The sequence below is a fragment of the Pricia antarctica genome (assembly GCF_900101815.1).
Lineage (GTDB): Bacteria > Bacteroidota > Bacteroidia > Flavobacteriales > Flavobacteriaceae > Pricia > Pricia antarctica.
Genome location: NZ_FNAO01000006.1, coordinates 184,295 through 197,190 on the forward strand (window position 1 = coordinate 184,295; position 12,896 = coordinate 197,190).

Sequence of the window (12,896 nt, forward strand, 5' to 3'; positions counted from 1 at the left end):
TACTTTTTAAAGATTTTAGTATTCTTTAGCAGGTTCTTTTCAATATGAAAAGTACTTGGGTATAATCAAAAAAAGTAATTGTTATGGAGCCACAAATCGAAGATTCCCTTCTTATACAACGTTATGTTTCCGGTGATGAAAGAGCCTTGGAAGGCCTTATCGACAAACACAATCAACGACTTAGCAGTTTTATCTATTCCAAGGTAGGCAATCGCAGTATTACCGAAGATATTTTTCAAGACACTTTTATAAAGGTCATCAAGACCTTGCGAAGGGGCACCTATAATGAAGAAGGTAAATTTCTGCCGTGGATTATGCGTATCGCCCACAACCTAATTATAGACCACTTTCGAAAGAGCAGTCGAATGCCAATGTTCGAGGGGGCGGACAGTTATAACCTCTTTTCTATGATGGGCGACGATAAGCTTGATGCCGAACGGCAGATCATCAAAGACCAGATCGATTCTGACCTCGGGGTGTTGATAGAAGAACTGCCATTAGATCAAAAGGAAGTATTGGTCATGCGTATCTATAGAGATATGAGTTTCAAGGAAATTTCAGAAAACACCGGGGTTAGCATCAATACTGCCCTAGGCCGGATGCGCTATGCCCTTATCAATTTGAGAAAAATTATCGAGGAGAACGATATTGTTTTAACGAATTAACGCGTTCTAGGTCGAATGGTGGCATCCTTTTTAGGTTGGGTGGCGTTATGGTAGCGAAACAATACCGAATAATCATGGAAGAAATATACTTTGATATACAGGGTAACTGTAGATTGATAAAGGCAAGTAAACCCGGTGTGGACTTTTTACTGGCGTATTCAAAATCCTTACAAATGACCGAAGTTGGGGGTGCTTATTTCGAAACGCATTTGAACTGAGGTTACTACATATAATTTTAAGGCCCCTGAAACAATCCGTTTCAGGGGCTTTTTAATTTCCGACCATCCGAATTGCGCCATCCAACGCAAATGAAACGGATTTATTTTATCGAAAATGCAAAAAGTAGGATTTCACATCAAAAATCGGGGGTTTGACAACATAGTTTTTTCCAAACGCCCACTTCTGTCTAGTTTTACTTCAGATAAAAAAAACAAGGCTATCCCCACAGGATAACAAATCACTCAAAAATTAACCCTAACTCCGGTATTTTCCCCTCGAAAGTCCCAACTCTAAAAAACCCTACAAGATGACCCAGCAAATTGAAGATTCAGTACTAGTAAGCAATTACATCAGCGGTGACGAAAAAGCCCTCGAGGTTCTGATCAACCGCCATAACCAACGTATCAGTAGCTTTATTTATTCTAAGGTGCTTGATAGGGATGTTACGGAAGATATTTTTCAGGATACCTTTATAAAGGTTATCAAGACCCTGAAAAAGGGTTCATACAGTGAGGAAGGTAAGTTTTTGCCTTGGGTCATGCGTATCGCCCACAACTTGATCATCGATCATTTCAGAAAGAACAAAAGAATGCCGATGTTCGAGGGTAACGATGATTTTAATATTTTCTCGGTTATCGGCGACGATAAACTCAATGCCGAAAAACAGCTTATTCAAGATCAGATTACTGCCGATTTACAACATCTTATCGAAGAATTGCCCGATGATCAGAAAGAGGTCTTGGTCATGCGCATCTACAAGGACATGAGCTTTAAGGAAATCTCCGAAAATACAGGGGTCAGCATCAATACCGCTTTGGGAAGAATGCGTTATGCGCTAATCAACCTTCGTAAGATCATCGATAAAAATAATATCGTATTGACCAATTAATATAATTTATTTCCGTAGATTTTACATCTTGTCATTCATTTTGACAATATTTCAGATGTAGTTGCGTTATTCTTGTATAACAAAGCTACTATTATGGAAAAAATCTACTCTGAAAACCTTGAAAGAGGTACAAACATTACAGCTAAGCCTGAAACCGTACAGTTTTTGTTGGGTTTCTCTAAATCGCTGCATATCGTGAAATATCAAAATTTCCGATTTGAGAACAATTTGAATTAGAGCTTTATCGCCTTATGGTATCGCCATGTGCCGTTTGCCATCTTTTGCGCACAGCCCCTGGCGATGTAGGTTTACCAAATCATTCCTTTTTACTCCCAGTGAGTGCTCTAGGCTAATGCAAAAAAGAGGTATCGGATTATGCGATAATTTCGGCTTAATTTAGCATTCGATCAGAAAATAGTGCACTCGCTATCGTCTTATCCCTTTTTACGATAATATGCGTTCAAGACCGACTTCCTTCCAATGGTCTTTGTGATAATATCGTTTTCCAAATTCCAGCCTCTCGCTTGGCAATATTCCCTGCCGTACCAGATAATCTGAAGATGCAAGTCGTTCCAAAGTTCTTTGGGAAAAAGACGTTTGGCATCTTTTTCTGTCCGCACCACATTTTTTCCGTTCGAGAATCCCCAGCGGTACATTAAACGATGGATGTGGGTATCGACTGGAAAAGCGGGTATTCCAAAAGCTTGCGACACCACCACACTCGCCGTTTTGTGGCCGACGGAGGGCAGTTCTTCCAATAATTCCATTTCTTGGGGCACTTGTCCGTCGTACTTTTCAATCAGTATTTTCGATAGTCCGTGAATGCCTTTGGATTTCATGGGCGAGAGCCCGACCGGTTTGATAATTTCCCTAATTTCTTCTACGGATAGTTTTGCCATATCATAGGGATTATCCGCTCTTTCAAATAAAAAGGGCGTTATCTGGTTTACCCGAACATCGGTGCTTTGGGCCGACATCAGTACGGCGATCAACAAGGTGTAAGGGTCCTTATGAGCAAGGGGAACAGGAATTTCAGGATAGATTTCCTGCAAAGTCCGTATTGTGAAATCGACCTTTTCGGCTTTCGTCATTTTTGTTTAATTTCGTTGCAATTTACAAATCTAACATCAAAATTAGCTATGAACAGATTGCAAGTAGGAGATCAGGTTCCCGAATTTTTATCCAAAGATCAAGATGGTACCATTATAAAATTATCCGATTACCAAGGGCAAAAACTTGTTGTTTTTTTCTATCCAAGGGCCAATACACCGGGTTGTACTGCGGAAGCCTGTAATTTACGCGATAACTATTCGAAGTTAAAGGCGGCTGGATATGAGCTTTTGGGGGTAAGCGAAGATACCGGTAAAAAACAGTCCAACTTCAAAAACAAATACGATCTGCCCTTTCCTTTATTGGCCGACGAAGATCACACGGTTATCGACACGTTTGGGGTCTGGGGCCCAAAAAAATTCATGGGTAAGAAATTCGACGGATTGCATAGAACTACCTTTTTACTCGATGAAGATGGGGTGGTGGAAAAAGTAATCGACAAAGTAAAGACTAAGGCACACGCCGAGCAGATTTTAAACTAACGGGTTTGGACTTTGGACCTGTTTAGAAACTGGCAGTTTATTTTTTAGACAGGCCCTAAGTTGTTATTTGGTTTGAATCGCTGAAAACTCAAGTTTCGATTGCGATTTAATAGCTCTTAAAGACTTAAATGCCAGTAAACCACATTCAACCTTAAACCCCACTTACCACAGAATTGAACGCTTTGACCGGTCTACTTCAATTGCAGACTTTCCTTACGCCTTTTCCGTTTTGACAAGTTTTCTCGTAAACAGATTCTTATCCTTAATCGTCTTGGCGATTCCCTTGGGTAGCATTTCTTCCCATCCTTTTTCGTCGTTGATGATTTTCTTAAGTACGTCTCTAGAAAAGATGTGCATAATTTCGGGATCGTAGTCAATAATGTCCATCACTTTGCCGTTGTACTTGAAAAATTTGTAGAGTTCCTTCATTCTCGGATGCACCTTGATGTTATTGCTGGTCATAATCTGTCCGGTATCGGCATTTTTCATCGGGTAGAGATAGACCTGAAGATCTTTAAAGAACAATTTGCCGAAGGCTTCGAGGATACCACCACTCAAATGGCGGTAATATTTCTCGTCGAAAATGTCGATAAGATTGTTAACCCCCATCGTTAAGCCGATTTTCTCTTTTGTATAGTTGTTGAAATATTCGACCAATTTATAGTATTCCTGAAATTTTGATATCATTACCGTATGGCCCAATGCACCCAACAACTCGGCCCGGTCCATAAAATCGCGCTCATCGATTTCGCCCGAGGCCTTTAGATTCGACAGGGTAATTTCGAAAATGACAATGGTACGCTCTTGATCGACCGCCGGATCTCGCAGAAAAATATCATACGATTTATGGAACATATCCATATTAACCTTAGTCACAGGCCTAAAACTGCCCCGCAAAGCCAGAATATTTTTTTTGTAAAGGAGCGTCGCAGGAAGCAAATTATTGCCATCGGGTCCGAACATGACCGCATCTGTCATATCGTTTCGTATTAATTGCAAGCTCATCAACCGGTTGTCGACATCCTTAAAATTGGGACCTGAAAAGTTGATCATATCGATTTCGATGGTGTCCTTATCGATATGGTCATAGAGATATTTCAGTAGTTTTCTGGGCTTGTGGTATTTGTAAAAGGCCCCATAAATTAGGTTTGTGCCTACCACGCCCAATGTCTCTTGCTGCAAACGTGCCTCGTTCTGTTTGAAACGTATATGCAGTACGATTTCGTCATAATCCTTCTGTTGGGGATCCAGCTGGTAGCGTATTCCCAGCCACCCATGGCCTTTATAGCGTTTCGAAAAATCGATGGTAGCCACGGTATTCGCATAAGAGAAGAAAAGGCGATCTGGATGTGTCTCCCTGCTGATGCGTTCTTCCATCAGCTTCATTTCGTGGGTCAACATTTTTTTTAAACGGGGTTGGGTCACATATCTGCCGTCTTCCTCGATGCCGTAAATCGCGTCACTGAAATCCTTATCATAGGCACTCATAGCCTTCGCTATGGTACCGGAAGCCCCTCCGGACCTAAAAAAATTACGTGCAGTTTCCTGTCCTGCGCCTATTTCAGAAAAGGTACCGTAGATATCGGGATTTAAGTTGATTCTCAAGGTTTTGGCCTTGATGGAAGGAATGTTTTCAAATGCGATGTCCCTATCAAGAACTGAAGCCATAGCTTTTTTTTTGTTAAACAAAGTTAACAAGTTCGGGAGATCTAATAGATTATTTAGTTATAAATTTGATTTTAGAATAATGACGCTTTGAGAATTATATTTTTAGGTACTGGAACATCCCAAGGTATTCCAATTATTGGCAGCAAGCATCCCGTTTGTCTGAGTGATGACATAAAGGATAAAAGACTGCGGGTATCCGTTTTGATTTCTTGGGAAAACTACAATTACGTCATTGACTGTGGCCCTGACTTCCGGCAGCAGATGCTCGCCCACCCGGTCGATAGATTGGATGGTATCCTGTTTACCCACGAGCATTCCGATCATACGGCGGGACTTGACGACATCCGTCCCTATTTTTTCCGTCAGGGTGATATCCCCATATATGCCCATCAGAGGGTTGCCGATTCCTTGCGCAAACGTTTCGATTATATTTTTGCGGATACCAATCGGTATCCAGGAGCTCCGTGTGTGGATGTCCATCTGGTCGAAAACAATCGACCTTTTCCTTTGGGCGATATTTCCGTAATACCTATATCCGCCAAGCATAATCGGGTACAGGTATTTGGGTACCGATTTGGAGATTTTACGTATCTCACGGACGTAAAGACAATAGATGAAAAAGAAATGGATAAAATCAAGGGATCGAAAGTTTTAGTGATCAATGCCCTTCGGGAAGAGGCACACCATTCCCATTTCAATTTGGAGGAGGCCTTGGCATTTGTTAAAAAGTTGAAACCCGAAACCGCTTATTTCACTCATATCAGTCATATGTTAGGATTTCACGCAGATGTGGAAAAGAAATTGCCCAAAGGCGTGCACTTGGCTTATGATGGATTGATAGTCGAGATATGAGATGCTGCTAAACGAGAAATTTGAAGAAAGAGATTTGAGATATTGGGAATTAGATGTGAGCAATCAGATTTGAAATTTGAGGAATGAGATTCGATATTTGGGATTTGACAAGTGGCATTCGAGACAATAGACGATTGATGTTGTACGTTATACTTGTTTACTAGAACCCCGAAGAAATAGTAAAAACCTTTGGGACGCAACGCTAGCGCTCCCTTACCAAAAAAATAAACACCATTGAAAAGCAAAATTTTCCTGTACCTATTCCTTTTTATGGCGATGATTAGCCTATACCTTTTTGTTAGTAGTGGCAAAATGGCGGAAGCCAAGGATGCACAGATCAAAAACCTGCAGGCCGATGTGGAACAATTGCAGGATTCCGTTAAAAATACCCAGTTAAAGGTGCTGGAAATGCAGTATTTTTCTTTGGAAAACAATGATGATGCCCTGGCTTACTACGACCATTTGTCCTTGAAAAACCCTTCGGGATACATATCCGATAAACTACTGGAGACCAATGAAAGCAAAGGCACCAACCCGCTTGTGCCTTATGAGGGTATGGAGGGCGATTTCAAAATCAATAAAATCAAGGTGTTGAACCATAAATGGATATTGGCCGATTTTTCCGATGGCAAATATTGGGGCGAACTACTAATTAAATATGAATTGAAAGATGATTTAGGCGTAGATTTCACCTTGATAGATCACTTGTTGTATACGAGAAATAATTGATTCCTTAAATTTTGTCAGTTAGCCACTTTTTAAACGAATGAAAATTCTGTGGCGCGACACCATGTCCTACGGGGAATTCCTCATATACATGGTCAATTCCTAATGTATTTAAAAACGGAGAAGCTTTTTGGGCCCATTCCGGTGGAATAACCTGATCTACTTGTCCATGCGAGGCGTAGAGGTTGAGATTTTGATGGTTTTTACCCGCATAGCCATCCACAAGTATATTCTCGTTGATATACCCACTTAATGCAATTAAATTTTTAATCTTTTCAGGATAAGACAAGGCCACCGCATAGCTCAGTATCGTCCCTTGGCTAAACCCAAGCAAGGTAATTCGCTCATCATCCAATCCATAAACTTTACAGGCTTCTGCGATAAATTTTACAATTTTTTCCCGGGACAGTACGGCCTGTTCGTCATCGCTCCATTTACCCTGTTGCGCATCGAAATTAATAGCGTACCAAGCATTTCCGAAAGGTTCCATGGGGTAGGGGGCACGGACTGAAATGATGCATAATTCCATGGGAAGTTCAGGGGCAAAAGAAAAAAGATCTTCTTCGTTGCTTCCGTAACCGTGTAGCATAAACAATACAGGTGGTTTGCCCTTGGTCAAGGATGAAGGACGTATTACGTGTTCGAGAGATAATGGGGCTGTCGTCATTCTTGGAAACTGTAGTTTAGGGAATTTTATTCAGGAACTCAGTAATGGGATTTTTTGGCGCGATGCCCAGTACTATTTTAGCCCAGTAGAAGCTCAAATTTTAAATCATCTTTCCTCTTTTATCCGTCATACCAACTTCAACTTATAAAAGTTAACCATTTTTGAAAAAAATCTCCCAAGATGGGCACGGACTGCCTTTTCTCTTGCAGGGCACCGATAAATCCATATCCCCAGAGCACGATATAGCCGATGTATAAACCGTAAAAGGCATAGGCGTTGAACCAAACACTGAGAAAAAGGGCGAATCCCAAAAAAAATAGATGTAGCCCGAACGCCTGCCGAATGTGGAAACGGGCAAAATCATTCTTTGGCTCGCTGTTCATGCTTATGGCGATCAAGGCACCGACAAGGGTGAAATAGGCGACAATGGCTGCTGTCTTTCCTTCTTTAATGGAATTCATAGCTTCAAAGTTAGTATAAGTACGGAAGGCGTACAAAAAAGAGGACGTGACTTGACCCCTTATTTCCGATTTCCGATTTTTTAATTGGATTATTACCCTATAGTTCCGATAACAGGAAGCGGGGTCGTTTTACCGTTTGCCGCGTTTACGATTCCTAAAATGACAAGGACGAATATACCCAGACTTATTAGGGTGGTTATAAGACCTAAAGAAGATGGTAGTATCCATGCGAGCAAATAATTGGCGAACGCCAGTACAACAATTCTAACCGATTGCTCAATATGAAATTGAGCAAAGGGGTTATTTTTGCTGTTGTTCAGTAGGTAAGCTATAATCAGCCCAATGATGGTGATGTAGCTGATGATCGCAATAGTTTTTCCCTCGTCAATAGTTGTTTGGTCCATAATCTTGGTTTCTAGGTTGAAAATATAAAGTAGGCTTAAAAGTAATCAAAAAAGTGTTCGTCCATTATGTATTACCCCATAAACCTTGCCCTTGAGCCCTGCACCCAAAAACATACTGTTCTTGGAAGTGGAATGGATGTTCTTGGCCTCAAAACGATATTTCACTTCTGGATCGAATAGCGTGAGGTTGGCCGCTTCGCCTTCCTTGATTTTTGGTTGTTCCATACCATATCTTTCCCTTCCCTTGGTGAGAAGGCCTATGGCGGTTTCGGTTTCGAAAATTCGGTTTAGAATGCCAAATGAGCTTTCTAGCCCGATAGTTCCGTAGGCCGCATTTTCGAACTCCACTTGCTTTTCCTCGATATTCATAGGTATGTGGTCGCTGGTGACGAAATCGATACTGCCTTCCTTAACCCCTTTTATCAATGCCTTGGTATCTACTTTGGTGCGCAAAGGCGGCATTACCTTGTAGGCCGCGTCGAACTCCTCTAATTTGGAATCGGTATACAATAGATTGTGAATCGCGACGCTGCAGCTAATATCCAATCCTTTTTTCTTGGCATCTGCAATCAATTTCACTGAACGCGCGGTCGATAGGGTGGGGATGTGTAATTTTCCCCCGGTATATTCTAAAATAAATAGGTCCCTGGCTATCCGTAATTCTTCCGCAAGGGCTGGGATTCCTTTTAGTCCAAGCCTTACCGCTGACTCACCTTCGTTAACATTTCCCTTGCCGGCAATAGCAGCATCCATCGGAAAGGAATAGGCCAATCCCCCGAAATTCGATACATATTGCAGCGCGATTTTTAAAAGGTTCGCATTTTCCATGGGATGTTTAAAATCGTAGAAACCTACCGCTCCGGTATTTTTCATATCGAAGAGTTCGGCAAGGTCATTTCCCTGGGCCTTCATGGTTAATGTGCCCAAAGGATGCAGACCGGTTACCTGGCCTTTTGCCGCATTTTTAAGGAAAACGATATCGGAACTACTATCCGGCACCGGATGAGTATTAGGATTCAATACGATATCGGTAAAGCCGCTTTTGGCGGCCGTTTCTAATCCATTCGCAATGGTTTCACGCTCCTCAAAACCCGGCTCGCCAAAGCATACCCCGCTATCGAACCACCCTAAGGAGATATGTAGGTTTTTTAAGCTCACGGTCTCCGTCTGGTGATCGGGGGCTATTTTGGCGGCTATCTTCTCGATTTTACCGTTTTTGATGAGGATGTCCCGTTTCTTGGAATGAAGTTCCGGGTTGGATACATCAATAATCTTTGCGGCTTTAATCAGTAAGTTCATTGGGAATCAGTATTGATTATAAAACATAGAGTATACAATTTTTAAAAGTCGTAATTTAAATTTTTTATTCAAGTGTAAACCATCTTTTACTTTTAGATGCAATAGTTTGATTTAAGGGATAAGCTTTTGAATCAACACCTCCATCAGCAACATCAGTAACGCTAAAATAACGAACCATTTCCAAAGTGCGGTGATGCGATTGTCTTTTTCAAAGGCGTCGAAGAGCGAGGCGATGGAAGACGCTTTTGATACCCCTTTAAGTTGGTCAAGGTTTAGGTAGGTGAGGTCGCTTTCTTCGCGGTCAAAATTAAAACTGATGTTTGTAAGAGGTGTGTCGCCTTGAGAAATTGTGTAAATGCCATCCTCCTTCAAATTTTCGTCGAAGGTTAGCGTGACCTTGTTGGAAAGTGCCTTTTGTTGGGGAATAAATTCATTCTCCCCCTTCGAGACTTTTAAAATAGTGTCGTCGGGCAAGCTGGCGGAAACGTCTATGGAAAAGCCGTTTCCCAAAACTCCATATAGCGGGGGCAATCGTAAGCTGTTGCTGCCCATATTGTAGAAGGTCGGTACAATCAAGGGTGAGTTTTTGAAGTTGGAATTGTCTGCAGCGAGCGATGCGGTGAAAATGTACTTGCCGTCGCCACCAATCAGGAACGGCGTATTATCCTGAAACGAAAGTACTGAAGGTGCGGTGGTCTTGATCTTGAAATGTTTCGAAACTTCCGGATATTGAAAATTTGTCACATTTTTTACAAATACATTGCGGTATAAAGGATGCGAAAAGGAAATATTGGTGAGAGGGCGTTTAGCGTCAACCTTTTGTATGAATGAAGTTGAAAAATAATTGGAAGTCAAAAGGTTGTAAGAATTTAACTCGATTTCTTCGGATGGAATAATGACCAGGCTTCCACCACCTTCCGTAAACGACTTGAGGCTAGTGGTTAAGGCAATTGGCAAGGCTGGCACTTCGTTTAAAATAATCAGGTTTTGAGTGCCCAAATCACCGTAATTGAGGTTCTTTGGGGCTGTGGGCGTAAATTCGAATTCATCATCGGGATAAATCCTTTTCAGAAAGTTGCTATTGGAATCACCGACAACCAGAACCTTGATTTTTTCTTTCGTGTCGATATTAAAGTATAGGTGGTTGTCATAGGCCAATCCCGTATCGGAAATTTCTAGTTTACCATCGATTTGCTCATTTTTGGGAAGTGTAAATTGTACCTCCGTCCTGTCGCTATCCTTGAAAACGGCTGACGTTTTCGCGATAAGTTGCTCGCCGTTAAACAGGGAAACGGGAGTGCTCTTTATTGAACCTTTACGTGACACTATTGCTGTAAGTTCTATGTTTTCAGAATTTTGCCCATCTAAATAAATGGAATCCAAAGCTATGTTTTCCGTGTTTTCGGGTGTCAATGGAACAAGATGTTTTTGCATAGTGCTGGCCGAATCGATTACGGAGGAGAGCATCCGTCGCTGAAAATCGGAAACCAGTACAAGATTCCGGACAGTCTCCGAATCTCCCTTAAAAAAAGTATTTCCCTTAAGATATATTTCGTTCAGTTGAAGTTGTTTCGGAGTAGGTACGATTGCTATTAAGTCGTTCTGCGCCTCGGGCAAGGAAACCTGTTTAAAGACCATGTCATTCGTGAACAGCGTAAAATTTTGGTCTTTGGGTATGGATTGTAGGAGGGATTGCACCGCATTTTCCAACAATGTAACTCCGTCGGATTTGGCTTGCATGCTAAAAGAATTATCCAAATAAATAATCGTTTCCTTCTGTTGCAGTGCGGATTGCTCCGCAAAAAAGGGTTGGGCAAAGGCAATGACCAAGCCTGCCAGCATAACCAATCTGGTCAGTAAAAGAAGCCATTTTTTCAAGACATTGCTACGCCGGGATTCCGACACGACTTTTTTAAGAAACTTGACGTTGGTAAACGGCGTTTTTTGAAACCGCCGCAATTGAAAAAGATGGATAATAAGGGGAATCAGGAGAAGGAGGAGGGCCCAAAGAAGTTCTGGATGTTTAAACTGCATTTCCCGGTTTGAGATTGCAAAGGTAGGGAAAAGTAGTTAGTACTTGGTATAAAGTAATGCTCGCATAGGTGAAAATATTACAAGATAAAAGTACATAGTACAAACTAGTAAGCACGATTCGTAATAGTTTTGTTTATTGACCCCTATTTCATCTTCAATACAATTCTAGCAGAAAAAGAAATAATCCACCATATGCTTTCGCCCCAACTTTTCGAAATAGCCCATTATGATGGTTTGGGCCTCGCCATTTGCCACGGTGATAATGCTCTGTGGGTTCTCTAAAACCTGCAATTCGCCGTAGTGCAGCATCTTTTTCCCATAAATTTCCTTTCCGATTTTTTTCGGATTATCGCAGATCCATTGAAAAGGGATGTCTTGTTTTTGGAGTCCTTTTGCGATTTCCTTGCCCTTTTTGCCTGCCCCCCAAACGATCAAAGGTCGGTCAGGATTGTAATCCAGTTTGAGGAAATAATGCAATTTGATATCCAAAAAATAGTTTTGGGCGTAGTGTTGGCTGGTGCGGGAAGTGCGGGTGTCGTAGTCCCGCCAATGGTGGAGTACTTGGTTGCAGGGAATACATTGCAGTCCCTTTTCATAAAAACGGAAGGCCAGATCATAATCTTCGGGATAGCGGTCCGGTATAAAGGCGCCACAGAAGTCCAGATCCTCCCGAAAGGCCATCCAACAAGGGGAGGGGATAACACATTCCTTATAGATTTCGGAATAGTTGCTGCCGGTTTCGGTAAGTGCGTTCAACCATTTTTCGTAGCGGGCGTATCCGTCGCCGATGCCTTGGTCGGAGAAATAGTTGACCTGCCCCACAGCCAAATGGCCCTTGCCATGCCCTAAAAGGCAATCGACCATGATCCGCAGTTTGTCCGCCGTCATGATATCGTCGGAGTCCATACGGGTAATCAGTTGGCCCTTGCTCTGATGGTAAGCAGTACGTAGGGCTTGGATAATACCAGTACCTTTGTTGTTGAGCACCTTTATCCGTGTTTCTTTTTCAGAAAGGGATTCGACGAGAGCCCTACTTGAATCCGAAGAATAATCATCCACCGCCAATACCTCCCAATTTTGGTAGGTTTGTGAGCGCATCGAATCCAGACAATCATAAAAAAACCTTTCGGTATTTTTAAAAGGGATCAGGATGCTTACCAAAGGGTTTTTCATGATAGACAAGGTATAAAAAGCATGGGAAAATCCTATTTGTAATACGTTATAAATACCCTGTTACGAATTATTATAGAAATACTTTTAAGAAACAGAAAAAGCTTTCTATATTTGCGCTCGCATAGGAGAAATGGCAGAGTGGTCGAATGCGGCAGTCTTGAAAACTGTTGAGGGTCACACCTCCGGGGGTTCGAATCCCTCTTTCTCCGCTTAGAGCAAAGCTCGATTTCTGAAAAGAAATCGGGCT

Annotated in this window: 13 protein-coding genes and 1 tRNA gene; 6 read left to right on the forward strand and 8 right to left on the reverse strand. The window is 41.9% G+C overall.

The annotated features are described in order from the left end of the window. The first annotated feature begins 83 nt into the window (after window positions 1–83). Both BLT07_RS12850 and BLT07_RS12855 read left to right on the forward strand, forming a co-directional pair. A complete protein-coding gene (locus BLT07_RS12850; protein ID WP_091869293.1) occupies window positions 84–665 on the forward strand; it encodes a sigma-70 family RNA polymerase sigma factor in 582 nt (193 codons plus the stop codon). Window positions 666–1,191: 526 nt separating this feature from the next. Further along, window positions 1,192–1,773 carry an RNA polymerase sigma factor gene (locus BLT07_RS12855; protein ID WP_091869295.1) on the forward strand — a complete coding sequence of 194 codons (582 nt, stop codon included), beginning with the start codon at window positions 1,192–1,194 and terminating at the stop codon, window positions 1,771–1,773. A gap of 434 nt (window positions 1,774–2,207) precedes the next feature. Here the strand turns inward: BLT07_RS12855 and BLT07_RS12860 are convergent, their stop codons facing one another. Then, window positions 2,208–2,864 carry an endonuclease III domain-containing protein gene (locus BLT07_RS12860; protein ID WP_091869297.1) on the reverse strand — a complete coding sequence of 219 codons (657 nt, stop codon included), beginning with the start codon at window positions 2,862–2,864 and terminating at the stop codon, window positions 2,208–2,210. Between the two features lie 48 nt (window positions 2,865–2,912). Here BLT07_RS12860 and bcp point away from each other — a divergent pair, with 48 nt between their 5' ends. Beyond that, on the forward strand, window positions 2,913–3,365 hold the full coding sequence (gene bcp / locus BLT07_RS12865; RefSeq protein ID WP_091869299.1) for a thioredoxin-dependent thiol peroxidase: 453 nt from the start codon (window positions 2,913–2,915) through the stop codon (window positions 3,363–3,365). 213 nt (window positions 3,366–3,578) lie between these two features. On the opposite strand, the gene BLT07_RS12870 is transcribed toward bcp, so the two are convergent. Continuing rightward, window positions 3,579–5,033 (reverse strand): nicotinate-nucleotide adenylyltransferase, encoded by a 1,455-nt coding sequence (locus BLT07_RS12870; RefSeq protein WP_091869892.1) that lies wholly within the window; start codon window positions 5,031–5,033, stop codon window positions 3,579–3,581. Window positions 5,034–5,120: 87 nt separating this feature from the next. On the opposite strand from BLT07_RS12870, the gene BLT07_RS12875 reads away from it, so the two are divergent. After that, complete coding sequence (locus tag BLT07_RS12875) at window positions 5,121–5,885, forward strand: MBL fold metallo-hydrolase (protein ID WP_091869302.1); 765 nt, start codon at window positions 5,121–5,123, stop codon at window positions 5,883–5,885. A gap of 234 nt (window positions 5,886–6,119) precedes the next feature. Further along, entirely contained in the window at window positions 6,120–6,614 is a 495-nt protein-coding gene (locus tag BLT07_RS12880; protein ID WP_091869304.1) for a hydrolase, read from the forward strand. 4 nt (window positions 6,615–6,618) lie between these two features. On the opposite strand, the gene BLT07_RS12885 is transcribed toward BLT07_RS12880, so the two are convergent. From BLT07_RS12885 to BLT07_RS12910, 6 genes are all read right to left on the reverse strand, one after another. Continuing rightward, the gene (locus BLT07_RS12885) at window positions 6,619–7,278 is read right to left on the reverse strand and encodes an alpha/beta hydrolase (protein WP_091869306.1); all 660 of its coding nucleotides are present in this window, start codon (window positions 7,276–7,278) and stop codon (window positions 6,619–6,621) included. A 137-nt stretch (window positions 7,279–7,415) separates the two neighbouring features. After that, window positions 7,416–7,739 (reverse strand): hypothetical protein, encoded by a 324-nt coding sequence (locus tag BLT07_RS12890; protein ID WP_091869308.1) that lies wholly within the window; start codon window positions 7,737–7,739, stop codon window positions 7,416–7,418. 92 nt (window positions 7,740–7,831) lie between these two features. Next, on the reverse strand, window positions 7,832–8,143 hold the full coding sequence (locus BLT07_RS12895) for a magnetosome magnetite crystal formation protein family (protein ID WP_091869310.1): 312 nt from the start codon (window positions 8,141–8,143) through the stop codon (window positions 7,832–7,834). A gap of 45 nt (window positions 8,144–8,188) precedes the next feature. Beyond that, window positions 8,189–9,442, reverse strand: a complete 1,254-nt coding sequence (locus BLT07_RS12900; protein ID WP_091869312.1) for a dihydroorotase — start codon at window positions 9,440–9,442, stop codon at window positions 8,189–8,191. A gap of 111 nt (window positions 9,443–9,553) precedes the next feature. Further along, a complete protein-coding gene (locus BLT07_RS12905; RefSeq protein WP_091869314.1) occupies window positions 9,554–11,476 on the reverse strand; it encodes a BatA domain-containing protein in 1,923 nt (640 codons plus the stop codon). 165 nt (window positions 11,477–11,641) lie between these two features. Then, window positions 11,642–12,649 carry a glycosyltransferase family 2 protein gene (locus BLT07_RS12910; RefSeq protein ID WP_091869316.1) on the reverse strand — a complete coding sequence of 336 codons (1,008 nt, stop codon included), beginning with the start codon at window positions 12,647–12,649 and terminating at the stop codon, window positions 11,642–11,644. A 124-nt stretch (window positions 12,650–12,773) separates the two neighbouring features. Here BLT07_RS12910 and BLT07_RS12915 point away from each other — a divergent pair. Next, window positions 12,774–12,858, forward strand: a tRNA-Ser gene (locus BLT07_RS12915). Window positions 12,859–12,896: the final 38 nt, after the last annotated feature.

What these genes read in the sequence shown, in the direction of transcription:
- BLT07_RS12890 (WP_091869308.1), bottom strand. Translation starts at nt 7,739, where the DNA reads ATGAATTCCATTAAAGAAGGAAAGACAGCAGCCATTGTCGCCTATTTC.
- BLT07_RS12900 (WP_091869312.1), bottom strand. Translation starts at nt 9,442, where the DNA reads ATGAACTTACTGATTAAAGCCGCAAAGATTATTGATGTATCCAACCCG.
- BLT07_RS12860 (WP_091869297.1), bottom strand. Translation starts at nt 2,864, where the DNA reads ATGACGAAAGCCGAAAAGGTCGATTTCACAATACGGACTTTGCAGGAA.
- bcp (WP_091869299.1), top strand. Translation starts at nt 2,913, where the DNA reads ATGAACAGATTGCAAGTAGGAGATCAGGTTCCCGAATTTTTATCCAAA.
- BLT07_RS12910 (WP_091869316.1), bottom strand. Translation starts at nt 12,649, where the DNA reads ATGAAAAACCCTTTGGTAAGCATCCTGATCCCTTTTAAAAATACCGAA.
- BLT07_RS12870 (WP_091869892.1), bottom strand. Translation starts at nt 5,033, where the DNA reads ATGGCTTCAGTTCTTGATAGGGACATCGCATTTGAAAACATTCCTTCC.
- BLT07_RS12885 (WP_091869306.1), bottom strand. Translation starts at nt 7,278, where the DNA reads ATGACGACAGCCCCATTATCTCTCGAACACGTAATACGTCCTTCATCC.
- BLT07_RS12895 (WP_091869310.1), bottom strand. Translation starts at nt 8,143, where the DNA reads ATGGACCAAACAACTATTGACGAGGGAAAAACTATTGCGATCATCAGC.
- BLT07_RS12850 (WP_091869293.1), top strand. Translation starts at nt 84, where the DNA reads ATGGAGCCACAAATCGAAGATTCCCTTCTTATACAACGTTATGTTTCC.
- BLT07_RS12855 (WP_091869295.1), top strand. Translation starts at nt 1,192, where the DNA reads ATGACCCAGCAAATTGAAGATTCAGTACTAGTAAGCAATTACATCAGC.
- BLT07_RS12905 (WP_091869314.1), bottom strand. Translation starts at nt 11,476, where the DNA reads ATGCAGTTTAAACATCCAGAACTTCTTTGGGCCCTCCTCCTTCTCCTG.